The 25,097-nt window shown below is 70.1% G+C and carries 23 protein-coding genes and 2 pseudogenes; 14 read left to right on the forward strand and 11 right to left on the reverse strand.

Annotated elements, in window-relative coordinates; translation table 11 throughout:
* Positions 1 to 135 precede the first annotated feature (135 nt).
* Entirely contained in the window at positions 136 to 804 is a 669-nt protein-coding gene (locus tag ABZ719_RS33330) for a helix-turn-helix domain-containing protein (protein ID WP_366728905.1), read from the forward strand.
* A 16-nt stretch (positions 805 to 820) separates the two neighbouring features.
* On the opposite strand, the gene ABZ719_RS33335 is transcribed toward ABZ719_RS33330, so the two are convergent.
* Entirely contained in the window at positions 821 to 991 is a 171-nt protein-coding gene (locus ABZ719_RS33335; protein ID WP_366728906.1) for a hypothetical protein, read from the reverse strand.
* Complete coding sequence (locus ABZ719_RS33340; protein WP_366728932.1) at positions 988 to 1,947, reverse strand: amidohydrolase family protein; 960 nt, start codon at positions 1,945 to 1,947, stop codon at positions 988 to 990. The genes ABZ719_RS33335 and ABZ719_RS33340 overlap by 4 nt, the downstream gene beginning before the upstream one ends.
* Before the next feature lie 282 nt (positions 1,948 to 2,229).
* Between ABZ719_RS33340 and ABZ719_RS33345 the strand changes: the two genes are divergently transcribed.
* From ABZ719_RS33345 to ABZ719_RS33375, 7 genes are all read left to right on the forward strand, one after another.
* Positions 2,230 to 2,586 (forward strand): helix-turn-helix domain-containing protein, encoded by a 357-nt coding sequence (locus ABZ719_RS33345; protein WP_366728907.1) that lies wholly within the window; start codon positions 2,230 to 2,232, stop codon positions 2,584 to 2,586.
* A 6-nt stretch (positions 2,587 to 2,592) separates the two neighbouring features.
* Positions 2,593 to 2,880, forward strand: a complete 288-nt coding sequence (locus ABZ719_RS33350) for a hypothetical protein (protein WP_366728908.1) — start codon at positions 2,593 to 2,595, stop codon at positions 2,878 to 2,880.
* Positions 2,881 to 3,014: 134 nt separating this feature from the next.
* Positions 3,015 to 4,310 (forward strand): sugar ABC transporter substrate-binding protein, encoded by a 1,296-nt coding sequence (locus ABZ719_RS33355; RefSeq protein ID WP_366728909.1) that lies wholly within the window; start codon positions 3,015 to 3,017, stop codon positions 4,308 to 4,310.
* On the forward strand, positions 4,310 to 5,299 hold the full coding sequence (locus ABZ719_RS33360; protein ID WP_366728910.1) for a sugar ABC transporter permease: 990 nt from the start codon (positions 4,310 to 4,312) through the stop codon (positions 5,297 to 5,299). Before ABZ719_RS33355 ends, ABZ719_RS33360 begins: the two co-directional genes overlap by 1 nt.
* Positions 5,292 to 6,161 carry a carbohydrate ABC transporter permease gene (locus tag ABZ719_RS33365; RefSeq protein ID WP_366728911.1) on the forward strand — a complete coding sequence of 290 codons (870 nt, stop codon included), beginning with the start codon at positions 5,292 to 5,294 and terminating at the stop codon, positions 6,159 to 6,161. Before ABZ719_RS33360 ends, ABZ719_RS33365 begins: the two co-directional genes overlap by 8 nt.
* Positions 6,162 to 6,167: 6 nt before the next feature.
* The gene (locus tag ABZ719_RS33370) at positions 6,168 to 7,403 is read left to right on the forward strand and encodes a Gfo/Idh/MocA family oxidoreductase (RefSeq protein WP_366728912.1); all 1,236 of its coding nucleotides are present in this window, start codon (positions 6,168 to 6,170) and stop codon (positions 7,401 to 7,403) included.
* A gap of 403 nt (positions 7,404 to 7,806) precedes the next feature.
* Complete coding sequence (locus ABZ719_RS33375) at positions 7,807 to 9,069, forward strand: sialidase family protein (RefSeq protein ID WP_366728914.1); 1,263 nt, start codon at positions 7,807 to 7,809, stop codon at positions 9,067 to 9,069.
* Positions 9,070 to 9,415: 346 nt separating this feature from the next.
* Here ABZ719_RS33375 and ABZ719_RS33380 read toward each other — a convergent pair whose 3' ends face one another.
* Positions 9,416 to 10,324 (reverse strand): NAD(P)-binding domain-containing protein, encoded by a 909-nt coding sequence (locus ABZ719_RS33380; RefSeq protein WP_366728915.1) that lies wholly within the window; start codon positions 10,322 to 10,324, stop codon positions 9,416 to 9,418.
* Positions 10,325 to 10,408: 84 nt separating this feature from the next.
* Between ABZ719_RS33380 and ABZ719_RS33385 the strand changes: the two genes are divergently transcribed.
* Positions 10,409 to 10,822, forward strand: coding sequence for a helix-turn-helix domain-containing protein (locus ABZ719_RS33385; protein ID WP_366728916.1), 414 nt, complete (start codon positions 10,409 to 10,411; stop codon positions 10,820 to 10,822).
* A 352-nt stretch (positions 10,823 to 11,174) separates the two neighbouring features.
* Here the strand turns inward: ABZ719_RS33385 and ABZ719_RS33390 are convergent, their stop codons facing one another.
* Positions 11,175 to 14,405 (reverse strand): TIM-barrel domain-containing protein, encoded by a 3,231-nt coding sequence (locus ABZ719_RS33390; protein ID WP_366728917.1) that lies wholly within the window; start codon positions 14,403 to 14,405, stop codon positions 11,175 to 11,177.
* Between the two features lie 789 nt (positions 14,406 to 15,194).
* Between ABZ719_RS33390 and ABZ719_RS33395 the strand changes: the two genes are divergently transcribed.
* The 4 genes from ABZ719_RS33395 to ABZ719_RS33410 all read left to right on the forward strand — a co-directional run bounded on the left by ABZ719_RS33395 (position 15,195) and on the right by ABZ719_RS33410 (position 17,958).
* Positions 15,195 to 16,658 (forward strand): amidase, encoded by a 1,464-nt coding sequence (locus ABZ719_RS33395; protein ID WP_366728918.1) that lies wholly within the window; start codon positions 15,195 to 15,197, stop codon positions 16,656 to 16,658.
* A 66-nt stretch (positions 16,659 to 16,724) separates the two neighbouring features.
* Complete coding sequence (locus ABZ719_RS33400; RefSeq protein ID WP_366728919.1) at positions 16,725 to 16,991, forward strand: hypothetical protein; 267 nt, start codon at positions 16,725 to 16,727, stop codon at positions 16,989 to 16,991.
* Between the two features lie 173 nt (positions 16,992 to 17,164).
* A complete protein-coding gene (locus ABZ719_RS33405) occupies positions 17,165 to 17,710 on the forward strand; it encodes a GNAT family N-acetyltransferase (protein ID WP_366728920.1) in 546 nt (181 codons plus the stop codon).
* A 92-nt stretch (positions 17,711 to 17,802) separates the two neighbouring features.
* Positions 17,803 to 17,958 carry a hypothetical protein gene (locus ABZ719_RS33410; RefSeq protein ID WP_366728933.1) on the forward strand — a complete coding sequence of 52 codons (156 nt, stop codon included), beginning with the start codon at positions 17,803 to 17,805 and terminating at the stop codon, positions 17,956 to 17,958.
* Between the two features lie 240 nt (positions 17,959 to 18,198).
* On the opposite strand, the gene ABZ719_RS33415 is transcribed toward ABZ719_RS33410, so the two are convergent.
* The 7 genes and pseudogenes from ABZ719_RS33415 to ABZ719_RS33445 form a co-directional block, all read right to left on the reverse strand.
* Positions 18,199 to 19,230, reverse strand: coding sequence for a polysaccharide deacetylase family protein (locus tag ABZ719_RS33415; protein WP_366728921.1), 1,032 nt, complete (start codon positions 19,228 to 19,230; stop codon positions 18,199 to 18,201).
* Positions 19,231 to 19,261: 31 nt separating this feature from the next.
* Complete coding sequence (locus tag ABZ719_RS33420) at positions 19,262 to 20,254, reverse strand: glycoside hydrolase family 11 protein (protein WP_366728922.1); 993 nt, start codon at positions 20,252 to 20,254, stop codon at positions 19,262 to 19,264.
* Positions 20,255 to 20,565: 311 nt separating this feature from the next.
* Positions 20,566 to 20,892: pseudogene (locus tag ABZ719_RS33425) on the reverse strand (permease); the annotation flags it as partial.
* A 158-nt stretch (positions 20,893 to 21,050) separates the two neighbouring features.
* Positions 21,051 to 21,671, reverse strand: coding sequence for a hypothetical protein (locus ABZ719_RS33430; RefSeq protein ID WP_366728923.1), 621 nt, complete (start codon positions 21,669 to 21,671; stop codon positions 21,051 to 21,053).
* A gap of 32 nt (positions 21,672 to 21,703) precedes the next feature.
* Positions 21,704 to 22,706, reverse strand: a pseudogene (locus tag ABZ719_RS33435) (IS5 family transposase).
* A gap of 236 nt (positions 22,707 to 22,942) precedes the next feature.
* The gene (locus ABZ719_RS33440; RefSeq protein WP_366728924.1) at positions 22,943 to 23,215 is read right to left on the reverse strand and encodes a hypothetical protein; all 273 of its coding nucleotides are present in this window, start codon (positions 23,213 to 23,215) and stop codon (positions 22,943 to 22,945) included.
* A 128-nt stretch (positions 23,216 to 23,343) separates the two neighbouring features.
* The gene (locus tag ABZ719_RS33445) at positions 23,344 to 23,547 is read right to left on the reverse strand and encodes a hypothetical protein (RefSeq protein WP_366728925.1); all 204 of its coding nucleotides are present in this window, start codon (positions 23,545 to 23,547) and stop codon (positions 23,344 to 23,346) included.
* A 1,367-nt stretch (positions 23,548 to 24,914) separates the two neighbouring features.
* On the opposite strand from ABZ719_RS33445, the gene ABZ719_RS33450 reads away from it, so the two are divergent.
* Positions 24,915 to 25,016 carry an NAD(P)-binding protein gene (locus ABZ719_RS33450; protein ID WP_366728926.1) on the forward strand — a complete coding sequence of 34 codons (102 nt, stop codon included), beginning with the start codon at positions 24,915 to 24,917 and terminating at the stop codon, positions 25,014 to 25,016.
* The last annotated feature ends 81 nt before the right edge of the window (positions 25,017 to 25,097 follow it).

Consider the following 25,097-nt stretch of genomic DNA (forward strand, 5'->3'; position numbering starts at 1 on the left):
GACAACACCAGGCCCGCACCAGCCACTACAAACGACGCGGCCACAGCCCCTGAGCTGCCCAGCACTCAGAACAAGCACCGTTGCAGTACTAGGGCATGTTTCGCCGCGCAGCCCGGGAACAGGAGGAACCGCTTCATGAGTGAGACGCGCACCGGCACCCCGCGCGGCCGGCAGCGGGAGGCCGACCGCAATGACGTGCGCCTCATGCGGGCCGCGCGTGAGGTCTTCGCCGAGCAGGGCTGGGACGCCCCGGTCTCGGAGATCGCCCGCCGGGCGGGCATCGGCATGGGCAGCCTGTACCGCCGCTATCCCAGCAAGGACCTGCTCGCTCAGCGGATGCGGGTCATGGGGATGGACCAGCTCGTGGCCCAGGCGCGCACCGCTCTCGCGGAGGAGCCGGAACCGTGGGAGGCGTTCGCCCGCTTCCTTCGGGACGCGCTGACCGCGCAGGGTTCCGGCGGTCCGCTGCTGTCCCTGATCGGCGGCCGGCTGCCGGCCACCGACGAGGTCGTGGCCGCCGCCGCCCGGCTCCGCGCCGCGCTCGACGAGCTGGTGGGACGCGCACACGCCGCCGGCGTCCTGCGCACCGACTTCGCCTCCGCCGACGTGCCGCTGCTGCTCGAACTCCTGGCCCTACGGCTTCCCGTCACCGGCGAGCGCACCGTCACGCTGCAGCTGCGTCACCTCGATCTCGTCCTGGCCGGGCTGCGCACCGCGCCCGCCGCCCCACGCCCCGCCCTGTCGGGCCCGGCGCCCGACTGGGCCGAACTCCGCGAGCTGTGGAACGCGCCGGAGGACAGGTGACCGGACGGCAGCGTGATCAGGACGGAGCAGGGAGCCGTCGGGAGTTGATCACCTCGCAGACGGGGGAAAGCTCCAGGGGGGCGCCCTCGGTCTGGTCGGCGGTGACCGTGAAGTGAGGACCGGTGGCGGTGCAGGCCGGCCAGGGGGTGCCGTCGGGGCTGCGGGGCACTCCGGTGCGGGCGGTCACCGCGCATCCCCGGCGAAGAGGCGGTGCGCGTTGCGGGTGGTGAGGTCGCGCCAGGTGGCGGCGTCTGACGGTGCGGGCGCGGCGTCGACGGTGGCGACCTGCGCGAGAGCGGCCTCGGAGGGCGTCCAGCAGTAGTCGCTGCCGTAGAGGAGGCGTTCGGTGCCGAAGGCGGCGTCGAAGGCCGGGATCTGGCGGGGAAAGGGCGTCCCGGCCATGTCGTACCAGAGGCGGCCGAGCTGTTCGACGGCGCTCGGCGCGTCCGCCGGACCGCTGCCGAAGTGGGTGCGGAAGAGTTCCATCCGGTCGGCGAGCAGCGGCAGCGCTCCTCCGCCGTGGGTGAGGATCCACCGGATGTTCGGACGGCGGGCGAGGACGCCGCGGAAGAGCAGGTCGCTCGCGGTTCGGGCGGTGTCGAAGAGGAACTCCAGCATCGGCCGGGGACGGCCCAGGGCGAGGTCGTCGGCGTGCGGCGGCGAGGTGGGGTGCACGAAGACGACGGCGCCCCGCCGGTCCAGGTCCTCCCAGAGCGGTTCGAGGCGCGGGTCGCCGAGGTAGACGCCGTGGTGGTTGCTCTCCACCGTGACGCCGTCCGCGCCCAGGACGTCGAGTGCGTGGGCGGCCTCGGCGCGTGCGCCCTCGACGTCGGGCAGGGGCAGGGAGGCGAAGTGGCCGAACCGCCGAGGCTGCCCGGTGCGGACGCGGGCGCCGAACTCGTTGACCTCGCGGGCCAGTGCGCGAGCCGCGCCGTCGTCCCCGAAGTGCACTCCGGGGGACGAGACCGACAGGTAGGACTTCTCGATCCCCGAGCGCTCCATCAGGTCGAGGTGTGCCTCGACGCTCCAGGTGGGCCAGCCGGGCATGCCGTCGGGGTGTTCGATGCCGGCGGACCGGGCCGCGGTCACGTAGCCGTCGGTGACGAAGTGGGCGTGCACGTCGACAAGTCCGGTCGGGGCCATCGGGGTCATACGGGTCTCCGTTGCTCTGGGTGCCTGTGGGGGCCGCTCTGGCACGCTGACGAGGTTGGTCTCGAGTGCCCCCGTGTGCTCCACCGTAGGCAGCGGGCCCCTACATGGGCACCGGCGATTCCGATGAATGGAACGCCACGAACGCCACCAATGCCAGCAATGCCACGAGCGCCGCGCACGCCGTGAGCGCCGTGAAGGAGACAGCGAGGCAGCGGCGATGTCGGAGGGCGGTCCGCGGCGCAGGGGCGGGGCAGGCCGCCCGAGGGGCAGCCGGTGAGCGACCGGGCGTTCGCCCTGCTCGCCTCCTTCGACGGCGACCACCGCGCACAGGCCCTCGCCGGACTCGCCCGGCGCAGCGGCATTCCCCGCAGCAGTGCGCTGCGACCGGCCCGGTCGCTGACGGGGGTGAGCGCGGTGGAACGCCTGGCCGACGGCCGCTACGTCGTCGGCCTGCGGCTGCTGGAGACCGCCTCACCGGCGCCACGCGGTCACGGGCTGCGGGCGGTGGCGATGCCGTACATGGAGGACCTCTTCCACGTCACCCGCGAGCATGTTCTGCTCGCCGTACGGGACCAGTGCGAGGCGGTGCTCGTGGACCGGCTGTCAGCGCGTGACGCGAGCCCGGTGTGACACCGCGTGGGCGGGCGCCTGCCGCTGGCGCAGACCGGGGTGGGCCTGGTGCTGCTCGCCTTCGCGCCGCCGGCCGTCCAGGAGGAGGCCATCGCCAGGTACTGGCCGGCCCACGGCGACGACGTCATCAGGGATGACGCCGGATGGTCGCGCGGCGCCCGGCTGAACTACGTCGGCGCGCCCTCCGCACCCGGGAGCACCGCCCGGACGTCGCCCGAGCGGCCCTCCCCCGGAACGAGATCGGCGCCGACCGGCCCGTCCCCGGAGAACCGTACCTTGCATAAAGATGATTGAAAGAGCCGTTGACCAAACAACTTTGAGCAAATAGCGTGCTGGCATTCCGATTGCCGGACAGCCGAACGACCTCCGTCGGTCTTGCAGCCTCTCCCGCGCGGCGGGGCTGCGACCTCTCACCTGGAAGGGTTGGCGTGCGCAGACGTTCCCTCCTCACGGCGGTCGCCGCCACGACGCTCGCGGCGGCCCCGCTCGCGACCGGCTGCGACCCCTCCTCGCCACCATCGGCCTCCACCGGCGGCTCCCGCCGCGGGCACCTCACCTACGGCGTCTGGGACATCTACCAGGTGCCCGCCATGCAGCGGGCGGCGCGGGAGTTCGAGCGCACCCGGCCCGGGGTGAGCGTCGACGTCCAGCTCACCCCCAACGGGACGTACTGGACCAAACTGCGCACCGCGTGCACAGGCGGCACCGCTCCGGACGTCTTCTGGATGAACGGGCCCAACTTCGGCCTCTACGCCGACGCCGGGCAGCTCCTCCCGCTGGAGACCGAGGGGCCCGACGCCGTGGTGCGGCCCGCCGACTTCCCGTCCGACCTGATCTCCCTCTACCGCTGGAAGGGCACCCAGTACGGCGCCCCGAAGGACTTCGACACGGTCGCGCTGTGGTTCAACAAGGAGATCTTCGACCGGGCCAAGGCCGACTACCCGGACGCCTCCTGGACCTGGCAGGACCTGATCTCCACCGCCCAGCGCCTCACCGACCGCAGACGCGGCATCTACGGCGTCGGGGCGCCGGTCCGTGCGCAGGAGAACTACTACAACTCGATACCGCAGGCCGGCGGCTGGGTCATCTCCCCGGACAAGACGCGCTCCGGCTACTCCGACGAGCACACCCGGGAGGGGCTGAAGCTGTGGATCGACCTGATCCACCGCTACCGGGCCTCCCCGTCCCTCCAGCAGATGGCCGACACCGACCCCACCCAGATGTTCCAGTCCGGGACGCTGGCGATGACCTACGAGGCGTCCTACAACGCGGCGACGTTCTACGCCGACCCCGAACTGCGCGCCAAGGCCGGCGTCGCCCCGATGCCCAAGGGCCGGCGGCGAGCCACCGTCCTGCACGGCCTGGCCAACGTCGTCTACGCCCGCACCCCGCACCCCGAACTGGCCCGGGAGTTCGTCCGCTTCCTCGGCGGGGAGCAGGCGTCGCTGCTCCAGGGCAAGTACGGCACCGCCATCCCGGCGCGCAACGGCACCGCCAAGCCGTGGGCCGCCGGAATGCCGGAGTTCGACCTCCAGGTGCACCTCGACGCGCTCGAGTACGCGGTGCCCTTCCCCAGCTCCGCCAACAGCGCCGCCTGGCAGCACAGGGAACAGAGGTGGCTCGCCAGGGCGTGGAGCGGTGACGAGAGCCTGGAGCGGGCCACCGGCTCCCTGGCCGAGGCGATGAACCAGTTGCTCGCACAGGAGAGGAAGGGCCGGACCTGATGAGCCTCGATGTGCGTACGCAAACCGCCGCACCGGCACGGTGCCCGCGGCCGGACACACTCGACCAGCGGGAACTGCGCCGCCGTGAGCGCCGGTTCCAGCACCGGGACAAGTGGTGGGGTTACCTGCTGATCGCCCCGGCCGGGCTGGGCCTCGCGGTCTTCTACCTGTGGCCCGTGGTGCAGACGGTGTACTACAGCTTCACCGAGTGGGGGGCCTTCGGCGGAACCACCTGGACCGGCCTGTCCAACTACCGCACCCTGGTGGACGATCCCGAGTTCTGGCAGTCCCTCGGCAACACCGGCATCTACACCGGCCTGGTCCTGCTGGGCATCCCGCTGTCGATGGTGCTGGCGGTGCTGCTGAACCTGAAGGGCCTGACCGGCACCGGCGTCTACCGCACGCTCTACTTCCTGCCGGTGGTCACGATGCCCGCCGCGGTCGCGGTGGTCTGGCGCTGGCTCTACAACGGCGACTCCGGCATCCTCAACCACGCGCTGTCCGCGATCGGCGTCCACGGCACGTACTGGGTGTCGGACCCGCACACCATCCGCTTCGCGGTGGCCGTCGTCGGCGTGTGGATGACCGTCGGTTACAACATGATCCTGCTGCTGGCCGGGCTGCAGAGCATTCCCGGCGACTACTACGAGGCGGCGGCGCTCGACGGCGCGGGGCACATCCGGCAGTTCTTCTCGGTCACCCTGCCGCTGCTGAGCCCGACCCTGTTCTTCACCACCGTGCTGTCGGTGATCCAGTCCCTGCAGGTCTTCGACCTGGTGTACCTGATCATCGGCGGCAACACGCAGAACGCGCTGCAGAACCCGGCCTACGGCGAGGGCCAGACCGTCGTGATGCTCTTCTTCCAGAAGGCGTTCTTCGACAACCAGCGCGGCTACGGCGCGGCGATCGTCTGTGTGCTGTTCGTCCTGATCATGGCGCTGACCGCCGTCCAGTTCCGGCTGCAGAAGAGGTGGGTCCACTATGCGTGAGGCGACGCAGGGCGCCCGGGGCTCCTGGCGCTCGGGGAACGGAAGCCGTCAGGGCAGACTGTGGCCCGCCCACGTCCTGCTCGCGCTGGGCGCGGTGGTCACCGTCTTCCCGCTGGTGTGGGAGGTGCTGACCTCATTCAAGAGCTTCGGCGAGTCCGTACAGGTGCCGCCGACGATCCTGCCCGCGCACTGGGACTGGTCGAACTACGGGGCGGTCTTCGACGCGGTCCCGTTCGGGCGGCAGTTCGTGAACACCGTCGTCATGGCGGTACTGCGGACCGGGGCCCAGCTCCTGCTGTGCTCGATGGCGGCGTACGCCTTCGCGCGCATCCGCTTCCCCGGGCGCGGGATGATCTTCCTCGGGTTCCTCGCCGTGCTGATGGTGCCCGGCCAGCTCTTCCTGCTGCCGCAGTACCAGATCATGCAGGACCTCGGCTGGCTGGACTCCATGCAGGCGCTGGTGGTCCCCGGGATGTTCTCCGCCTTCGGCACCTTCCTGCTGCGGCAGTTCTTCATGGGGCTGCCCGAGGAGCTGGAGGAGGCGGCACGGCTGGACGGCGCCAACCCGTTCACCGTCTTCTGGCGGGTGGCGCTGCCGCTGGCCCGCCCGGGACTGCTGGCGCTGGGCGTCCTGACGTTCCTGTGGTCCTGGAACGACCTGATGTGGCCGTTGATCGTCAACACCGACCCCGCCAAGATGCCGCTGTCGGCCGGCCTGGCCTCGCTCCAGGGCGCCCACCTGACCGAATACCCGGTGCTGATGGCCGGGTCCCTCCTCGCCACGCTCCCGGTGATCGTGGTGTTCGTCGCGATGCAGCGCCAGTTCATCCAGGGCATCGCCTTCTCCGGCATGAAGGGCTGAGTACACATGACCGACGCCTCCCTCCACTCCGCCGCCCCGGTGGACGGCCACGCCCCCACACGCGACCTGCGCCTCGGCGTCATCGGCCTGGGACTGCGCGCCACCCTCGCACGGGAGGCCCACCACCCTGGCGAGGGCTCAGTGGTGGTGGCCGCCGCCGACACCGCACCCGGCATGTTCGGCCGGGCCCGCGAGTGGTTCGGCGACGACGTCCACGTCTACCCGGGCCACCGGGAGATGCTGGCCGCCGAAGAGCTGGACGCGGTCTTCGTCATCACCCCCGACCACACCCACGAGGCCCTCGCCGTCGACCTGCTGGAAGCAGGGGTCGCCGTCTTCGTCGAGAAGCCTCTCGCGATCACCACCGAGGGCTGCGACCGCGTCCTGGAAGCCGCGCGGGGCAGTGGCACCCGGCTGTACGTGGGCCACAACATGCGGCACATGCCGGTGGTGCGCGTCATGCGTGACCTCATCCAGCGCGGCGAGATCGGCGAGGTCAAGGCGGTGTGGTGCCGGCACTTCGTCGGGCACGGCGGCGACTTCTACTTCAAGGACTGGCACGCCGACCGCCGCAACACCACGGGCCTGCTCCTGCAGAAGGGCGCTCACGACCTCGACGTCATCCACTGGCTGGCCGGCGCGTACACCGAGCGCGTCACCGCCCTCGGCGGGCTCACCGTCTACGGCGACATCACCGACCGCTCGGGACAGGCTCCCGGCGCCGTCATGCCCGACTGGTACGACCCCGAGAACAACTGGCCCCCGCTGTCCCATACCGGCCTCAACCCGGTCGTCGACGTCGAGGACCTGTCGATGATGGTCATGCGGCTCGAGGGCGGCGTACACGCCAGCTACCAGCAGTGTCACTACACGCCCGACTACTGGCGCAACTACACGGTCATCGGGACCGAGGGCCGCCTGGAGAACTTCGGCGACCACGGGGAAACGGCGGAGGTCCGGGTGTGGAAACACCGCAGCGGCTACCGGGCCGACGCCGACCTCGTCGTTACGATGCCGACCCCGGGCGAGGGCGGCCACGGCGGCTCCGACCCGCTGCTGGTGGCCGAGTTCCTCCGCTTCGTCCGCCACGGCGGGGCGACGGACACCAGCCCGGTCGCGGCCCGCGAGGCCGTAGCCGCCGGTGTCGCGGCGACCGAGTCGCTGCGCGCCGACGGCCGCCCCGTCACGGTACGGCGCGTCGATCCCGCCCTGGCCGACTGGTTCGCCGACGGTCAGGGCTGAGAGCCGCGGGCAGAAGTGGGTTGCGGACGCCGCCCCCGCCGGGGCCCACTTCTGTCCGCAGTTCCAAGGCCTCCGTCCGGCCGCACGGTGCCCCGATCCGCTCGATGGCCGTCTCCGGGCACGCTCCCGTCCGGGCCGGCAACCGGTCGTCGGCCGGCGGCCGTAGGCGGAGTGTCTGCCGCTGGGTGACCGGGCAACGACCCACGTCGCCTCGACTCTTGCAACGTTGCAAAGAGCGTGTCACAGTGATCGCCGTGTCGACGCGACCGACGTGTCTGCAAGGAGCTCTGGCTGAAAGTGAGCGGCAACGCCGCGGTGACCGAACGTTGCTGACGTGTCGCCACCCGGCGTCGCCGCGCCCGCACGCACACTCCCGACCGCCTACATACCTGGGGAGCAACCGATGACCCCTGCCCCACGCCCTGCACGTACCGGCCCGCTCGGGCGGGCCGCCGCCGGGTCAGCGCCACGCGCCGTGCTCCGCGGTGCGGCCCTGCCCGCCCTCCTCGCCGCGCTGGTGATGATCCTCGCGGCGGCCGTGCCTGCCGGGGCCGCGGCCACCGGCCGGCCGCTCGGGCCCGACGCGGCGATGTACCCGCGGGTCGTCCGGCTCGCCCACAACGGGGCGGCCAACGGCCGCATCCTGACCACCGTGACCGGTTTCCCGAGCGGCGGACCGGCCGGCGACATCTACGGCAGTGACGACGGCGGCCGGTCCTTCACCCGCGTGGGACGGGTGAGCGACACTGTCGCGGCCCGCACCGGCCTGTGCTGCACGACGCTCTACGAACTGCCGCGCCGCATCGGCGCGCTCCCCCGCGGCACACTGCTGTGGGCGGGCTCGGTGGGCCAGGGCGCGAGTGATCCGCGGATGTCCCTGCGGATATGGCGCAGCACCGACGCCGGACGGAACTGGCAGTATCTGAGCACCGCCGCCGCCTCGCCGAACGCGCACGGGCTGTGGGAGCCGGAGTTCACCGTGGCCGCGGACGGCCGGCTGGTCATGTACTACTCCGACGAGACCGACCAGCCCGCCCACAGCCAGTTCCTCGCCGAGAAGTCCACCCGTGACGGCGTCCACTGGTCCGCGTCGCGGGCCGTCGTGCGCAGCGACGACCCGGCGCTGCGGCCGGGCATGGCAACGGTCCGGCGCCTGCCCACCGGCACCTACGTCATGACGTACGAGATCTGCGGGACCGGGCGTGCCGACGACTGCGTGGTGCACCTGCGGACCTCGCGCGACGCCTGGCAGTGGGGCGACCCGGCCGCGCCCGGCTCCGTGCCGACCGACGCCGCGGGCGAGCACTTCGCCCACACCCCGACCCTGGCCTGGTCCGCGGGCGGGGGCAGGGAGGGCACTCTCTTCCTGACCGGCCAGATGCTGGTGGAACAGAGCGGCACGGCGGCCCCGGGCACCGGCGGCACCATCTTCACCAGCACTGGCGGAGGCAGGGGCACCTGGCAGGCGCACCAGGCTCCGGTCAGCGTCTCCGACGTACGCAACGACCCCTGCCCCAACTACAGCCCTGCGCTGCTGCCTTCACCGGACGGACACCGGGTCCTGGAGATCACCACGGACTACGACGAGTCGGGCAGCTGCCGGGCGTACTCGGCCCTCGGCACCCTGACACCCGGCAAGTCCCCGATCGGCCGCACCACTTCCTGACCGTCGGTTTCAGAGGCAGCTTCGGGCTCGGCTCCGGCAGCAACGGCTCGATGAGTCACCACAGTTCGTCCGACACGATCCCCGGCCGCGGCTCATGCTTCCCCACGTCCCGACCCACGAGCAGACAAGCCAGCAGTCATTTGATCAACAACTTCTGTTGACGCCTCCAAGATTTGCAACAGCGCTGTTGTCACGATGCCAGACACAACAGCAGGTCAGGTGTCACCGGACGAAGAGTAGGAGCAACTCGGACCGGCGGAAGAACCGCCGCCCTGTGCGACTGCGAGCACCGACCCGGCCCCGGCCACACCGGCCGGGGCCGGGACCTCGGGTGGCCGCGCATGGGTCAGCGCGGTCCTCGGATGCTGTCGATGATGCGGGTCCAGTTGTCACTGCCGTGTCCGTTCTCGATCGCCCGCCGGTAGTGGGCCTGCACGGCCAGGGGGAGCGCGAGGTCGAGGCCGAGTGACGTACTGGTCTCGACGATGTGGTCGGACGTCGCGCCCATCATCGTGACCGTGCTGAGGTCGCCGGGATGTTCTCCGGCATCGAGCGCGGTACCGGGGTTCTCTTCACCAGCCCTCAGGATGTCGCCCATCGAGTCGGCGGAGGAGAGCAACTCCGGCAGCGCTTCCTTGGCCTTCATTCCTGCGGTGCCCAGCATCGCGGTGGCGTGCATGAGTCCGGACAAGGTGGTGAGGAACACCGCGAGTTGGGCCTGATACATCATCTGGGCGAGGCCCGGGTCTTCGCCCAGATACTTCGGTGTTCCCAGCAGTGTCAACGCCGCCAGGTGGCGCTCCATCACTTGGTCGCGGCCGCTGTAGTAGACATAGGCTGCCTCCGTGCCGACCATCGGCGCGGGGACCATGACACCTCCGGTGAGGAAGGTGGCGTCGTGGCCCGCTGCCCAGGTTGCCGCCTCGCGTGAACGGTCGGGAGTGTCAGAGCTCAGGTTGACCAGTGTCCGGCCGGCGAGCGATGCGGTGGCGCTGTCAAGGATGTCGTACATCGCCTGATAGTCGGTGAGACTGAGGATCACGAGGTCACTCGCTTCGACCGCTTCGCTGGGTGTCGCCGCGAGCGTCGCTCCGTCGGTGACGACGCCGTCGGCCCGACTGGCGGTGCGGTTCCAGACGGTGACCGGGTGGCCTGCGGTGAGGAGGGAGCGGGTCATCGCCTGGCCCATCGGGCCAAGCCCGATCACGGTGACAGTGCTGTCCTGCCTGGTGGTGTGGTTCTGTTGTTCGTTCACCTCTCCATGCTCGGAGAGTGTCACTACTCTCGGAAGTACCTACTATTTCCTGCGGTACTTACCTTTCCGTAAGGGGGACCAGTGATGGCCAAGGCACCGAGATGCGGGCCCTACATCTGCGGCATCGACGCTGCGCTCGACGTGGTGAGCGGCAAGTGGAAGGGACTGATCCTCTGGGAACTGGACGCCCATCGCGTACGCCGCTTCGCTGAGCTCCGTCGCGGTCTGCCGGGAGTGAGCGAGAAGATGCTGACGCAGCACCTGCGTGAGATGGAGGAAGACGGTCTCGTGCACCGAGAGGTTCATGCCGAGGTGCCGCCGCGGGTGGAGTACTCCCTGACCGAGCACGGGCGCACGCTCAATCAAGCGCTCGGGCCGCTCGGCGCCTGGGGGGCTGAGCGGATGCGTCGCGAAGGCTCCGAGGCGGTCGACGTGACCGAGACCTCACACGGGGTAAGCATCCCGGCCGGCACCCCCGTGCGTGCGCGCCACTCCTGATGAGGCTGACTGCTGCGGAGGGGCACCGCGCCACATGATTGCCAACACCTGGGGGTCGGTTGATCTCACGTTCGTTCGGGTGGGTTGACTGCGACGAGTCCGGCCTCGAAGCCGTCGTCGTTCTCCAGGCAGGCGGCGTAGCGCTGTCCCGCCGCCGGCGTGCGGGTGCAGTCCGGGGAACATCAGGCGCCAGTCATCCCGGACGGCCTCGACGGCCGGCTTCTCGACAGCAGCGGCTCCTCAACGTGGAACGCAAGGTGGTTCGAGCCGGGACGATGGCGGTCGTGCCGGTCGCCGGCTGACCGGCCGCGCCGCCGGCCCCGGCGCTACCGCCGGGGCTCGACCGTCTGCCTCAGTGGTACCTGACCTCCAGCGGACGGTGCACCGACTGGGCCGGTGCGGTGACGGTCAGGGTCCGCGAGCCCGCGTCGAAGGACCAGTGGGCGGCGGAGACCCGCTGCCCGTTGACGAAGACCTGCTTCGGCGCGTGCGCGTTCATGAAGGAGACCGTCCACGCGCGGCGGGAGACCTGGCCCTTGAACGATCGCGACGCCGGGGCGATCGAGACCGTGTGGTTCGCGCCGTGCTCGGCGTAGCGGATCGCCGTCGTGGCGCTCTGCCTGCTGTCGGCCGTGGTGCCGTTGTCCTCGTACAGGCTCGTGGCCCCCGGCGCGCCCTGCGCGACGGTGACCGTCGCCTTCGTGAGGGGGTTCTGGACATCATTGGCGACGTTGCCGGTGCGCGTCGTCATGATGCCGCCCGACTTCACGAAGACGGGCATCGAGTCCAGACCCGTGGTGATCTTCTGCGTGGTGCCGCCCGCGTACGTCTTGCCGGTGAAGTAGTCGGTCCACGAGGAGCCGGCCGGGAACCAGACGGACGTCGTGGCCGATGCGCCGGGCGTGGTCACCGGGGCGACCAGCACGTCGGGGCCGTAGAAGTACTCGCTGCCCGCCGTCGCGTACGCGTCCTGGCTCTCCGGGTACTGCACGTAGGTCGGCCGCACCACGGGGGTCCCGGTGCGGTTGGCCTGCTCGGAGAGGCTGTACGTGTACGGGACGAGGTCCTCCCGCAGGTTCAGGAACTTCTCGGCGGACGCGTCAGCGGCCGGGCCGTACTGCCAGGGCAGCCGGTCGGCGTGGTTGCCGTGCAGGCGGTCCACCGGCTGGAAGGTGCCCAGCTGCACCCAGCGCGCGTACAGGTCGTCGGGCAGCTTCGTGGTCCCGGGTTCCGCGCCCTTGGCCTGGGTGCCGTCGTTGTTGAACCCGCCGATGTCGTGCGACACGTTGGACAGGCCGGTGGACGCCGACTCGCCCGGGGTGTAGCCGACCTCGAACTTGAGGGTGGCCCAACTGGACGTGGAGTCACCCGTGAAGTGTGCGGTGGTGCGCTTGTCGGCCCACGGCCCTGTCGGCAGGCCGTGCGGGTTGTAGTTGCCCTGCGGCAGCGCCCCGAAGGCCCGGGAGAGCGCGAAGGAGCGCCGGCCGTTCTTCGCCGAGTCGTCGGCGTACTGCTGGTTGATCCAGGCGTCAGGCGTCACCCCGCCGAGGGACGAGACGGACGCGTCGCAGCACCAGTCGAGCCACCAGACGTCCACGCCGGCCTTGTCCATGGGCTCGTGCAGATCGAAGTACGCTTTGAGCTGGTCGGGGTCGCCCCAGTCGAAGGTGTAGGTGTTGTTGCCGCTGTCCTTCAGCTTGCCCTTGGCCGTGGCCTGCGCCTGGGCGAACCTGGGGTCGTCACCGGAGATGCTCGGGTGGATGTTGAGCGAGTTGTGCAGCCCCTGCGCGGCCGACCAGTCGAAGAACGCCTTGGGGTCGGGGAACTTCTTCGGGTCCATCTCCCAGCCGTCCCAGGTGCTGGGCGACTTGAAGTCCGTGTCGGTCACCAGGGCGTCGAGCGGGACGCCGTCCTTGCGGAACTTGGGCAGGATGGTGTTCTCGTAGTCCGCGGCGCTGCGGTCGTAGTACTCGGAGTACCAGACGCCGTACGCCCAGCGCGGCAGCAGCGCGGAGGGCCCGGTCAGGGTGGCGAGGTCGGCCAGGCCCTGCTGGTAGTCGTGTCCGTAGCCGAACACGTACCCGTCCTGGTAGCCCTTCCCCGCGTGGTCGCCCCGCTGCGTGACCTTCCGGGTGGCGTTGTCGAAGATCGCCGAGGCAGTGTCGTCGAGCAGCGTCCAGCCGTCCTGGTGGAGCAGGCCCGGCGCCGTGGGCGCCTCGCCGTTGACGCCGTCGAGGCTGCGGCGGTACCCGCCGAGCGGTGCGTGCGGGGAGAGCAGCGGCGAGGTGCGCGAGGTCACCGCTGCGGTGTCGAGGTTGACGCGGCAGCCGTCGTCCTGCGGGCAGCCGACGGTCACGTCGTTGGTCCCCGCGGCCAGGTGCACCGGCACGGTGGCGGTGCGCCAGGCGTCCCAGTCGCTCGTGGCGGGCAGCGAGGCCTTCACGGGGACGCCCGCGCCGACCCTGACGGAGATGTCACGGGCGGCGCCGCTCGCGTCGCCGTTGGAGTACCGGAGCTGGAGGGCGTAGTCGCCGGCCTTGGGCACGTCGACGACGTGCAGCGTGTCCCGCGCGCCCGAGGACTCGAGACCGGCCACGAACCCGCGGCCCGAGTAGCCGTTGTGGTCGGACTTGAGCGCGGCGGAACCGCCGAGGCCCGCGGTCTCGGCCTGGCAGACGGTGCCGAAGGAGCAGTCCTCGACCGGTGGCGTCACGGGGTCCGGGTAGGGAGCTCCCGGCGTCAGGACGGCAACGTTGTCAAGGTTGACGTTGCCGGAGTCGGCCGCGGTGCGTGCGAAGGTGACGGTGTGGGTGCCGGCCGACAGGTCGAGCGGGACCGACGTCGTGGACCAGGTCTCCCAGTTCGCGGTCTTCGGGAGCGTCAGCGTCTTCGCGGCGCCGCCGTCCGCCGACACGCTCAGGGTGCGGTCCTCGTCGCCGCCGTCGCCGCCGACGGCGTTCGCGTAGCGGGTGGCGACCTGGTAGATGCCCGCCTCGGGGACGGTCACGGAGAACGACAGAGAGTTGCCCGTCGACTGGAAGCCCGCCGCGAAGCCGGACCCGGTGTAACCGGAGTGGTCCCTGGCGACGCCGACGCCGCTGAGGGTCTGGTCCTCTGCCTCGCACCGCGTCCCGACGGCGCAGACCGGCGCGTTGGGCCAGGGAGCGGCGGTGACCGACTGCTTGCCGGCCTTCTCCGTCACCTTCAGGTTGTCCGCTGTGAACTTCCCTGAGCCGACCTTGTACGTCAGTGTCATGGCGCTCGTGCGGATCGTCAGCACGCCGTGGCGCGTCGACGACGTGAACGGGGTCCTGCCGAACGTGTCGCGGCCGATGGCGTTGAAGGTCGCCGCGTCGACGAACTTCGCGTCCCCCGCGTACTCGGTGCGTATGAGCGTCGAGGAGAGGACCTCGAACCGGGCGTCGCCCGAGACGACCTCAGAACGCGCGGCGCTGTGAGCGCGAGCCGCTCGCGCGCCTTGCGCTGCCTGTGCGGGGGACCCGGCGGCCCCCAGGGCCACCAGAACGGCGGCCGCGGCAGCGGCCGCCGTGAGTTTGCGACGTTGTCGCCCTCTGTGAGTCATGGAACCCGGTACTCCTTCGGTATCTCCTCGAGGGGGTACTTCGCCTGTGCTGACAACGATGTCAGGAATCGGTGAAGCGGCAGCCGGGGCGCGCACACCGGGGTGCAGGAAAGGGCGGGGGCGCGTCTCGAAGTGTGCGGACGAGTACGGCGGTTGCCGGTGGGACACGTTGTCCGAGCCATCCCCGACCGCCTCTCGACCGGCACCGGTACCTCAGATCATGTTCCTTTCAATATCAACCCACCACGCCGCACTTCGTCAATGCGTCGGCGCGGCCCGGCTGGTGTCCTGAGTCGGGAATGCGCTGCGTCTCGCTGGTTGGGCATGATGCCCGGGTGGCGAGGACCGGACGGGCGAAGGCCGAGCTGGTGCCGACCGGTGACGAGCGTGACACGTCAGACGCCGTAAGCGTCGCCCGACTACCACTCGGGCGAGCCGGTGGTGCGGTCGGACGGAGGGTGCGTGCGGCACGAGTACGACGCCGCATACGAGGAGGACAGCGGTCACCAGATACGCGGCGCCGCCGCAAGATTGCGTCGGGCATCGGTCAGCACCGCAATGCGGAGGGCTCGCCACAACGGCCAGTCGTCTGCCGTGAGAACCGCAGAGGCACCATGGCCGCGCGTCTTTCGCCCTGCGACCGGATCGGTCCACGGCGGGACCGACATGATCGGCGGCAAGACGGCCTGCTGTCCGCCGGTTCAGGAACAATGGGCTCCGAACACGGTTGCCGCGACGGTGCTTTGTGACGTTTCGCGGCGGAGGCAGAACCGAGGAAAGGGTGGGAACATGACGGAGAGCCCCGTGTCGAGCGAGGAACTCGCATGGTTGGACGCGACGGCGCAGGCCGACCTGGTGCGGCGCGGGCTGCTGACGCCGCGTGAACTCGTCGAGGCCGCCATCGGACGGATAGAGCGGCTCAACGGCACGCTCAACGCCGTCATCACCCCCCTGTTTGAGAAGGCGCTCGCCGATGCGGAGGCGTCCGGGCTGCCCCACGGCCCGTTCCGCGGCGTGCCGATGCTGCTGAAGGACGCCCTGTGCCAGACCGCGGGTGATCCGTACTACGGGGGGATGCGCGCACTGCGAGACCGCGACTGGCGGGCCCGTGAGGACTCCACCCTGGCGGCACGGTTCCGGTCGGCCGGTTTCGTCTTCTGTGGCCGGACGAACCTTCCCGAGCTGGCCACCAGTGTGACCACGGAGCCGTTGGCCCATGGGGCGACGCGCAACCCGTGGGCCCTCGATCGTTCGCCTGGTGGCTCGAGCGGCGGTTCGGCGGCGGCGGTCGCCGCGGGCATGGTCCCGGTGGCGCACGGCAACGACATGGCCGGCTCGATACGGATGCCCGCCAGCGCCTGCGGCGTCGTCGGTCTGAAGCCCACTCGGGCACGGTCCTCTCTGGGGCCGCAGTACGGCGAGTACTGGGGCGGGGTGACGCACGAGCACGTGCTGACCCGGTCGGTGCGTGACACCGCCGCCGTGCTTGACATGACAGCCGGCGCGGCAGTCGGTGACCCGTACGCGGCGGCACCTCCGACGCGGCCCTACCGCGAGGAGGTCGGTGTCGATCCGGGCCCGCTGCGGATCGGGTTCCGTACGACCCCGCCGGGTGCGGCTGCCCCCGCCCACGAGGAATGTGTGGCAGCCGTCGAGCACGCTGCCCGGCTGCTCGACCGCCTCGGCCACCATGTCGAGCCGACTCCGGCGGCGGCCCTGGACGCACCGGAGCTGTTCCAGGCTCTGCCCACCCTTTTCTCGGCCATACTCGCCTGGGAGTTGGAGCAGTGGTCGCAGCGTCTCGGCGAGCGACTCGAACCCGCCGACCTGGAGCCGATGAACGGGGCTCTCGCGGAGGCGGGCCGCTCGGTCACGGCCGCGCAGTGGCTCTCCGGCATACAGGCGTGGCAGAAGTGGGCGCGCAGGGTGGCCGGCTTGTGGGAGACCGAGGTCGACGTGCTGCTCACGCCGACGCTGCCGACGCCCCCGCCGCGCCTCGGTGAGCTCGCCCCGGACGCGAAAGCCCCGACGGACCTGGTGGCCGACGTCGCAGAGACGATCGCCTTCACCCTGCCGTTCAACGTCACCGGCCAGCCCGCCGTCTCCTTGCCCCTGTACCGCACCTCCGACGGACTCCCCATCGGTGTACAGCTCGTCGCCGCGTACGGACGGGAGGACGTGCTGATCCGACTGGCCTCCCAGCTCGAGCGGGCCGCTCCGTGGTCCGGCGAACACCCCCCGTTCTCCGCATAAGGTCTGTCCGGCTGTAGCGTCCTGGTCGGTGACGCACTCGCAAACGCGCTCCGGCAGGTAGGTGAGGTGAACCCCCACCGGGACCTCGGGCCAGGCATGCTTGCGGGCATTGGTCAGTGCCTCCTGCACGATCCGGTGGTGGGTGAGGCCGACTACCACCGGCAGTCGGCCGGCATCGCCGTTCACGGTCAGCTCGACGGGTTGCCCGGCCTGCCGGGACTCCCTGATCAGCTTGTCGAGGTCGGCCCGGCCGGGTTGTGGCGTTTCCGGGGTGCCGTGCCGGTCGGCCGCCGTGACCTCGTCCTCCTCCTCGGCCCGCAGGACGCCGAGTAGCTGCCGCATCTCGCGCAGTGCCGGCCGACCCGGCTCCTCCGGGCGTCGCGCGGTTCTCACTCTTCTCCGAGGACCGGCTCAACACCACGTGGGCCCAAGGGGACACAACTGACACGACCGCGTGTGGCGGAAGTAGGTGGCCGCAACTCCGAGGTATGTGCTTCTCTGCCGGAATGAGCATCGAGGATTCAGGGATTGCTGCGCAGAAGCCGAACCGCCGGGTCAGGCGGAGGACTGAGGGCGACGTCGAGAAGTGCGTGCGGATTCTCGCGGAAGTCCATCAACGTGACGGATACCCGGTGAACTGGCCCGACCAGCCCGATGAGTGGCTGTCGCACGCTTGCGTATGGGGGGCCTGGGTCGCTGAACTCGGCGACCGTGTCGTCGGTCATGTCAGCCTGTCCCGCAGCAGGGACGGGGATCTGGCCCCCGGCTTGTGGAGCGACCGTAACGGGGCGAGCAGGGCCCTGACCGCGGTGGTCAGCCGGCTGTTCGTCGCTCCGCAGGCCAGGGGGCACGGAATCGGTGCCCTGCTGATCAACCGGGCGGTGAAGGAAGCACGAGCGCGTGGCCTGCACCCGGTCCTCGACGTCGTGGCGTCCGATACCGCCGCGGCAGCGCTGTACGAGCGGCTGGGCTGGGAACTGATGGCCACGGTCGAGCAACGATGGAGTCCGTCTCAAGTGGTGGCCATCCACTGTTACGCAGCAGCATCGTGAAATGGCCGGTCAGCGAGGAGGGAAACGCACTTGCCGACACGACGAGCCGACGTCAGTAGCGACCTCCTGACCGCCGTGTGCCCTGCGTTGCTGTGCACATTCCCCGTCGACGCGTCGGCGCCTCCCCCACCCTGCCCCACCACAACGGCCGCACGGAGGGTGCCAACACCAAGATCAAGCTCCTCGAGCGCCTGATGTACGGCCGTGCCGGCCACCTCCTCCGGCGTCACGTCATCCTGCTCGACTGACACACAGTCACGGCCGATCAACGCCTACGAAGACCTTGGATGAGCCGGACGGTTCCCATCCCCCGCCGCACGGAACCGGCGGGGGGCTACGAGGCTGGTCACGGAGGCGGGGGCGACGGGTCGGTCGGTCCGGTCGCGTCCGGACGACATGGCGGGCGGAAGACACGTGTGACGCGGCGGCCGGGACCACAGCGTCACACGTGGGCGTGTTCTGTGCCTGGTACAGATGTGCCGGTGTGGTCAGTTCGCGGTGCAGGTGACCGTGGGCCAGTTCCACGATCCGTTGGACTGGAGGGTCACACCCCAGTTGTTTCCGCTACCGTTCGGCTTCGCCGACAACACCTGCGCACTCGGATAGCTCGCGCTCACGTTCCACGTCGCGAGCACCTTCTGCGGCGACGGCACGTTCATCGTCACCGTCCAGTTGCTCGACCCGCTCACCGACACGTTCAGGTTGTACCGGTCACTCCACTGCTGCCCAGCCGACAACGTCGCCGTACAACCACCACCCGTACCACCACCGCCACCGCCACCGCCACCGCTGGTGGGGGCGACCGCTCGGCCGGTCTGCGGGGAGATCATGCCGGCGCACAGGCCCTTGCTCGCCAGCGTCTGCGCGATGCGCGGGATCGCCGCGAGGGTGTTGGCGGGCCACTCGTGCATCAGGATGATCTGGCCGTCGGCGAGTCGGCCGACGGCCTGCACGATCGCATCGGTGCTCGCGCCGTTCCAGTCCTGCGAGTCGACGTCCCAGATGATCTCGGTCAGACCGTACTTCGCCTCGACCGCCTTGAGCGTGGCGCTGGTCTCCCCGTACGGCGGCCGGAACAGCTTCGGTGTGCCACCGCCCGCGTTCGCGACGGCCTGCTGGGTGCGGGAGATCTCCGAGTCGATCTGCGCCTGGCTCTGCTGGGTGAGATGCGGGTGGGTGTAGCTGTGGTTGCCGACCCACATACCGGCGTCCACCTGCGCCTTGACCTGCGCCGGGTAGGCGGCGGCGTACTGGCCCTCGTTGAACATGGTGGCCCGCAGGCCGTTCTGCCTGAGCGCACTGAGCAGGGCCGGGGTGTGGTCGTTGGACGGGCCGTCGTCGAAGGTCAGCCCGACGTATCCGGTGCAGCCGGCGGCCGCCCGGGGCAGGTCGGTTGTCCGGGGCGCGGGGGCGGCCTGGCTCGGCGTGGCGCTGACGGCGGCGGCGCCGGTCATGGCGAGCGCCGCGACGGCTGCTCTCACGGCCAGGGCACGCGACGACGGAGGTGCGGTAGCGCGCATGGAAGGGTCCTCCTTCGCGGGTCGGGTGTGGTCAGTTCGCCGTGCAGGTGACCGTGGGCCAGGTCCACGATCCGTTGGACTGGAGGGTCACACCCCAGTTGTTTCCGCTACCGTTCGGCTTCGCCGACAACACCTGCGCACTCGGATAGCTCGCGCTCACGTTCCACGTCGCGAGCACCTTCTGCGGCGACGGCACGTTCATCGTCACCGTCCAGTTGCTCGACCCGCTCACCGACACGTTCAGGTTGTACCGGTCACTCCACTGCTGCCCAGCCGACAACGTCGCCGTACAACCACCACCCGTACCGCCACCGCCACCGCCTGAACCTCCGTCGCCCACGGTGATGTTGGAGTTGCCGCTGCTCTGGTAGCCCTCCGTGGCGAGGATCATGTAGTTGAAGGTGCCGAGGTTCATGCCGTGGGAGGCCCAGGCGTCGAAATGGTTGCCGGTGGTGATGGTGCCGCCGGTCCGCTTGGACTGCCGTACGCTCCAGTACTGGTTGAAGGTCCTGGTGCCCTCGATGGAGGGGGCGTTGACCCGGGTCGTCTCGTAGATGTCGTAGGTGCCGCCGTCGCTGGTGACGGTGCCCTTGTAGGTGCCGGTGGGACGGTAGGTGCCCCAGTTGTCGACGACGTAGTACTCGACCAGTGGGTTGGTCGTCCAGCCGTACAGCGACAGGTAGGCGTTGCCGGACGGGTTGAAGCTGCCGGAGTAGGTGACCGCCTTGCGCCCGCCCGTACTCCAGCCCTTGCCGGCCACGAAGTTTCCGCTGTTGGTCCAGGAGGTGCTGTAGTTGCCGCCGGAGCCGAGGTTCATGGACGTCGAGCCGCCGCCGTCGGTCCAGAACGAGTAGTAGTAACCGTTGTCGGTGCCGGTCTGGTTCGAGGTGATGACCGTGTCGGCGCTCGCGGTGCCCGGCATCGCCAGGGCGGCCAGGGCGAGCAGCGCGACGGCCCAGGCGCTTCTGACGAGCAGTCTGAACCGGCCGCCCCGGGGGCGATTGAGCCGTGTGAGTGCGTTCATGTCCGTGCTTCCTCCTCGTGCGGGCAGGTGGGGCGGGCAGCGCGGCGGGCCCGTGAGAGCAGCGCCGTGCGGCCAGGAGGTGACGACGACCGAGTGTTGGGCCACCCCTGTCGGGTGTCAACGGTTTCGGTAATTATTTCGAAAGCTTCGCTACCCGACGATTCGTTCGAAGTGGCGGTTCTAGCAGCTCAGTCAGGGCAGTAAGGCGACCATGGACGCACCACACGATGAGGAATCTGGTGTGCGGATCACCTGAGCGCTGTTGACTTGCGAAAGTTTCGAAGGCGATTTGTGTCCGCGCGATGGAACGCGGGGCCACCGACGAACGGCGGCGGTGAACTGCCGGCCCATGAGGAGGGTGAGGATCATGCCGAGTTCGACGACGAGGTGGGTGGAGGCGATCTCGAAGGCCATCGCGGCGGTGAGGTGCACGCCCTTGCGGAACAGGGAGCGGGCCAGTGCCACCGCGGCGTAGGAGCAGGAGGAGGACGCCACGCCCAGGCCGGCGGCGACGGTGAGGGTGCGGGGACGGTCGTCTCCGAGGAGGGAGACCACGCTGGACCGGGCGGACCACGGCCTGGACGACGGCGGACAGGGCGAAGCACCAGAATGAGGGCTCAGGTGATTTCCCAGGTCATGGACCCCGTGATGGACAGGGGCGTGCAGGACGGCTTGCATCGGTGCAGCCTTCCTCCTCCAGTGAGGCTCCTGCTGGCGGACGCGGCCCCGGGGACACAAGGCCCGCGAACTGGGGGTGCGGAGCGCCACCCGCTCGGGGTGGCGCCCCGCCCGAGGTTCAGCCGACGCGCAGCGTCAGGGCCGCGGTATGCAGCATGCCGCCGGTCCGGAACTGCAGGAACAGCCGCCAGTTGCCCGCAGTGGGCAGCTCGGCGTGGAAGGACAGGTACGGGCCGCCGTGGTTCCCGTCGACCTTCGTGGTGGGGTGCAGATGGGCGAACGCGGCGTCGCCCTCGTGGAAGGCGGTCAGGTGGGCGTAGGTGTCCAGGTAGGGCTGCAGATCGGTGACCGGTTTGCCGTCCTTGAACACCGAGACGGTCAGCGGGTGCGCGATGCCGGCCATCAGCTTGCCCTTGACGGTCACGGTGTACCCGTCGGCCTGTGTGCTGCCGGCCGCGGCGGGCAGCGTCATCTTGGCGGCCTGGCCCGGGACGGTGACGGTGCGGCTCAGCACGAAGTCCCGGCCCTTGCCGGCCCCGCTGTCGGGGGTGAAGGAGGCGAACATGCGCCAGGACCCGGGTGACAGGGAGGCGAGGCCGGCGCTCCATGTGCCGTCGGCCGCCATGGCGGGGTGGATGTGCTGGAAGCCGGTCAGGTCCGAGCGGATGGCGTAGAAGTGCATCCGCTGGGTCTGGTCGACGGCGAAGCCGGTGACCGGCTTGCCGTCCGGGCCGGTCACCGTGAACCGCTAGGGCCTGTGTGACGTTGTGATCAGCCGGTTGCCTTCAGCAGGTCGTTGATCCAGATCATTGAGGCACGGAGGTGGAGGCCGGCGAGGTAGCTCTCGGGTGACTTGTCGTATCGAGTGGCGATGCCCCGCCAGGCCTTCAGCTTGTTGATGAGCCGCTCGACTGTGTTCCGCTCCTTGTAAAGATCACTGTCGTGGCACGTGGGGCGACCGCCTCGGCGGCCCTTCTTCTTCCGGTTGGCAGCCTGGTCCTTCTTCTCCGGAATGACTGCCTTGATGTTGCGTTTCCGCAGGTAAGAGCGGTTGGCGCGGGATGAGTAGGCCTTGTCTGCGGCGACAGCGCCGGGCCGGGTTCGAGGCCGGCCGACAGGCAGACGGACCCGAATCTTCTGCAGCACAGGGACGAACTGCGGGCTGTCGCCGGCCTGTCCTGCGGTCAGCACGAGGGACAGCGGACGGCACCTGCGGTCCGCGGCGAGATGAATCTTGCTCGTCAGTCCGCCACGGGATCTGCCGAGCAGGGCTTGGTTCAGCCGGAACTTACGCCGTCGCCTGATACGCCGTCGCTCTTCCTGCTCGAGGTCGTCCCCGCCGTTCTGCCCGTTCTGTCCCGGCAGGCCGCCCCTTTTGCCGGGCCCGCTCCTGTTCGGCGGCGGCTTCCTCAAGGGCGTCCATGACGTCCTTGCCGAGGTGCATCCCGGCTGCGTCATGGTGGGCGCGGGCAGTAGTGGAGTCCACGCTGACCAGGGATAAGTCCGTCTGTCCCCGCCGAGCGGCCTCGGCGATCATGCCTTCCAGAAGAGCGGAGAAGACTCCGGCGTCCCGCCAGACGCGAAAGCGCCCGTAGACCGTCGACCACGGTCCGAACTCGGAGGGCATCTCGCGCCACTGGGCACTCGACCGGAACCGCCAGATCACCCCCTCGAACTGCTCCCGCAGTCGCTCGGGGTACGGACCGTACTCGCCTATCGGCAGGTACGGCTCAATGAACTCCCACTGTTCGTCGGTGAGTTGCGTACGTGTCACACCCAGCGTCCTACCAGGTCCCGCCCCCGCACGGGACCAGAACCCGAGAATGATCACGACCTCACACAGGCCCTAGTGCTGTGACCGGGAAGGTTCACCGGCTCGCGACGCCCGGCACGGCACCTCGCCGCGTTGTCGCATCACCCGAGTACGTCCAGTACGCGGGTCATGCTCCGCCTTGCGATGCACCGCACCGGACGCCGCGAGCTTCCCGGCAAACCTTCCCGGCCACAGCACTAGACGGTCTGCTTGCCGGCCGTGAGCGACTGGTCGGAAGAGGTGAGGCGGTAGCCGTCCTGGGTGTCGGACAGGCCGTTGCCGGTGGCCATGTGATCCATGCCGGGCATGTCGCCCATCGAGGCTGTTGCGCGCGGCGAGGAGGCCACGGAGGACCTGCTGCCGTGGTCCATGCCGGGCATGGACGAGGAGTCACTGGAGGAGCCGCAGGCGGCCAGCGACAGCGCCAGGGCGGCAGCAGTGCCGGCCGCGGCCAGGGTGCGGAGGCGCATGGTGAAACGGGAAAAGGAGAACATGGGATCGCGACGTCTTTCCGGGCGGGCGCACCACACCGGTGGCGCGCGGGAAGGGCAGGACACGGTGCCGGTCCCCGCCGGTGGCCAGGGTCCGGCGGTGCCTGTCACGTCCGCGCGATACACACCCGGGTCAGGAGATCTCGTCCGCCGGCCGGCGGCCCGCGCCGCCGTACCCGGCTGGTGGCCGCCCGCCGGGCCCCCAGCGACCATCCGGCCACCAGCGCGGCGGCGGCGACGGCGAGAAGGGCCGGGGCCGGCAGCGGGTTGCGCTCCTGGGCCGGGGTGGACAGGCACAGCTCGCCGTGCATTGCCGTGCTGTCCGCGTTCTGAAAGGCCGGGGCACTGTGCACAGCGGTCCGCGTCTGCGCTGGTGCCATTGCCGAAGCGGTGCGGCCGTCTGGCATGGGAGCGGTTGTGGAGGGCATCGCACCATGGCAGCCAGGCAGCCCTCGGCGGCGGTGGCCGGAGCACCGTGCATCAGGAACAGGCCGAACAGCAGCGCGCACACGGCGGTCACCCGGGCTATGCCCCGCCTGCCAGCCGCTCCGCCGCTCATGCCCCTTTTCCCCTTCCCGGTCTATGCCCGTCCGACCGAGATACCCGGGCGGGGTACCGGACACCGGGTCGCCCCCGCTCGCCGCGGTGGGTGTCTCCCCTGCCCCTGCTCCCGCCGCCGCTGTTCTGGCGGCCGCGCCCCGGCCGGCGCGCAGCATCAGGCCGACGTCGTCGGCGTCGCGACACCCAGGTGCGAAGAAGGCGGCTCCGGCCAGCGCACTGGCAGGCGGCACCGACCCGAGGTGAAACGAGGCCCGGCCCTGGGACTCCGCCAGGAGTCCGCCACCGCAGCACGCGCTGTATTGCGCGACGGCAGGCCTCCACCCGGCTCCTTGAGGCACGAGGGAGTTGGGCGCTGCGGTTCTGCAGATTGAGCGTGATCGCGGCGGCGATGCCGCCCAGGCCGAGGGCGAAGGCGGCCTCTCGCCAGCCGTCCTTGCCCCAGTGGACAGGGGCACATCGGCTACTTGCCCGGCGCCCGCATCAGGAGCCCTGCGCCTTGAGCCCGCGTCGACGAGAACGCCGCGGCGGTCGGCGCTTGCCGTACCGGATCACCGCCACCTCGTCCTCGATCCACTCCAGCATGCAGACCACGCCACACGGCCCTGACCTGCAAGAAAAGGCCGATCAGCAGCACATCCCGCCAGGCGGGAGCAGCAGCCGGACTTTCCTCTCAGGCGCCCGTCGGGCGGGAAGCGGCCCCGGACCGGACGCGAATGTCATCGCTCTGCGGGGGGCTCGTCCTCAGTAGTGGCTGCTGTGCCGGGCTATCACCTGATGGTGTCGGCGCCAGATGGACCAGTGCAGCATTCTGACCGTGGACAAGGCAGCACTCGGACAACCACGCCCCCGACACCGCCGAGCCGGTCGAGGCGGCTGTCGGCGACGAACGTGGCGGGGGGCGTCGCAGCGTGAGCGGTCCCGGCCGCTGCGAGGTGGATGCCGGGCTATAGTCACCGGGTCGCGAAAAACGATGTCTCGCGGGTCCACCCGCCGGGCATCGCGCATACATCGATGCAGATGGTTCTGCTCGGTGAGCGTCTCCTGCCGAGACCGGACATCCCGTCCGCTCACGGCGCTGACCATCGCCGACGCGTGTCGGCGCTACAGAGGAGCGCACATGCAGAAGACCATCGCCATCGTCGGAGCGGGACTGGGCGGGCTGACGCTCGCCCGGGTACTTCAGGCTCACGGCATCGCCGCGACGATCTACGAGGGGTGAGGCTTCGGCGACGAGCCGTGCACAGGGCGGCCTGCTCGACATCCACGAAGAGACCGGACAGGTCGCGCTTCGCGCAGCTGG

It is taken from the genome of Streptomyces sp. NPDC006743 (assembly GCF_040703815.1).
GTDB lineage: Bacteria > Actinomycetota > Actinomycetes > Streptomycetales > Streptomycetaceae > Streptomyces.

Bases quoted from the DNA above. Each gene is read 5' to 3' on its own strand.
- ABZ719_RS33330 (WP_366728905.1), top strand. From the start codon at position 136: ATGAGTGAGACGCGCACCGGCACCCCGCGCGGCCGGCAGCGGGAGGCC.
- ABZ719_RS33440 (WP_366728924.1), bottom strand. From the start codon at position 23,215: ATGCGCCTCCGCACCCTGGCCGCGGCCGGCACTGCTGCCGCCCTGGCG.
- ABZ719_RS33390 (WP_366728917.1), bottom strand. From the start codon at position 14,405: ATGACTCACAGAGGGCGACAACGTCGCAAACTCACGGCGGCCGCTGCC.
- ABZ719_RS33405 (WP_366728920.1), top strand. From the start codon at position 17,165: ATGAGCATCGAGGATTCAGGGATTGCTGCGCAGAAGCCGAACCGCCGG.
- ABZ719_RS33385 (WP_366728916.1), top strand. From the start codon at position 10,409: ATGGCCAAGGCACCGAGATGCGGGCCCTACATCTGCGGCATCGACGCT.
- ABZ719_RS33340 (WP_366728932.1), bottom strand. From the start codon at position 1,947: ATGGCCCCGACCGGACTTGTCGACGTGCACGCCCACTTCGTCACCGAC.
- ABZ719_RS33415 (WP_366728921.1), bottom strand. From the start codon at position 19,230: ATGCGCGCTACCGCACCTCCGTCGTCGCGTGCCCTGGCCGTGAGAGCA.
- ABZ719_RS33395 (WP_366728918.1), top strand. From the start codon at position 15,195: ATGACGGAGAGCCCCGTGTCGAGCGAGGAACTCGCATGGTTGGACGCG.
- ABZ719_RS33420 (WP_366728922.1), bottom strand. From the start codon at position 20,254: ATGAACGCACTCACACGGCTCAATCGCCCCCGGGGCGGCCGGTTCAGA.
- ABZ719_RS33365 (WP_366728911.1), top strand. From the start codon at position 5,292: ATGCGTGAGGCGACGCAGGGCGCCCGGGGCTCCTGGCGCTCGGGGAAC.
- ABZ719_RS33450 (WP_366728926.1), top strand. From the start codon at position 24,915: ATGCAGAAGACCATCGCCATCGTCGGAGCGGGACTGGGCGGGCTGACG.
- ABZ719_RS33375 (WP_366728914.1), top strand. From the start codon at position 7,807: ATGACCCCTGCCCCACGCCCTGCACGTACCGGCCCGCTCGGGCGGGCC.
- ABZ719_RS33445 (WP_366728925.1), bottom strand. From the start codon at position 23,547: ATGCACGGCGAGCTGTGCCTGTCCACCCCGGCCCAGGAGCGCAACCCG.
- ABZ719_RS33370 (WP_366728912.1), top strand. From the start codon at position 6,168: ATGACCGACGCCTCCCTCCACTCCGCCGCCCCGGTGGACGGCCACGCC.
- ABZ719_RS33360 (WP_366728910.1), top strand. From the start codon at position 4,310: ATGAGCCTCGATGTGCGTACGCAAACCGCCGCACCGGCACGGTGCCCG.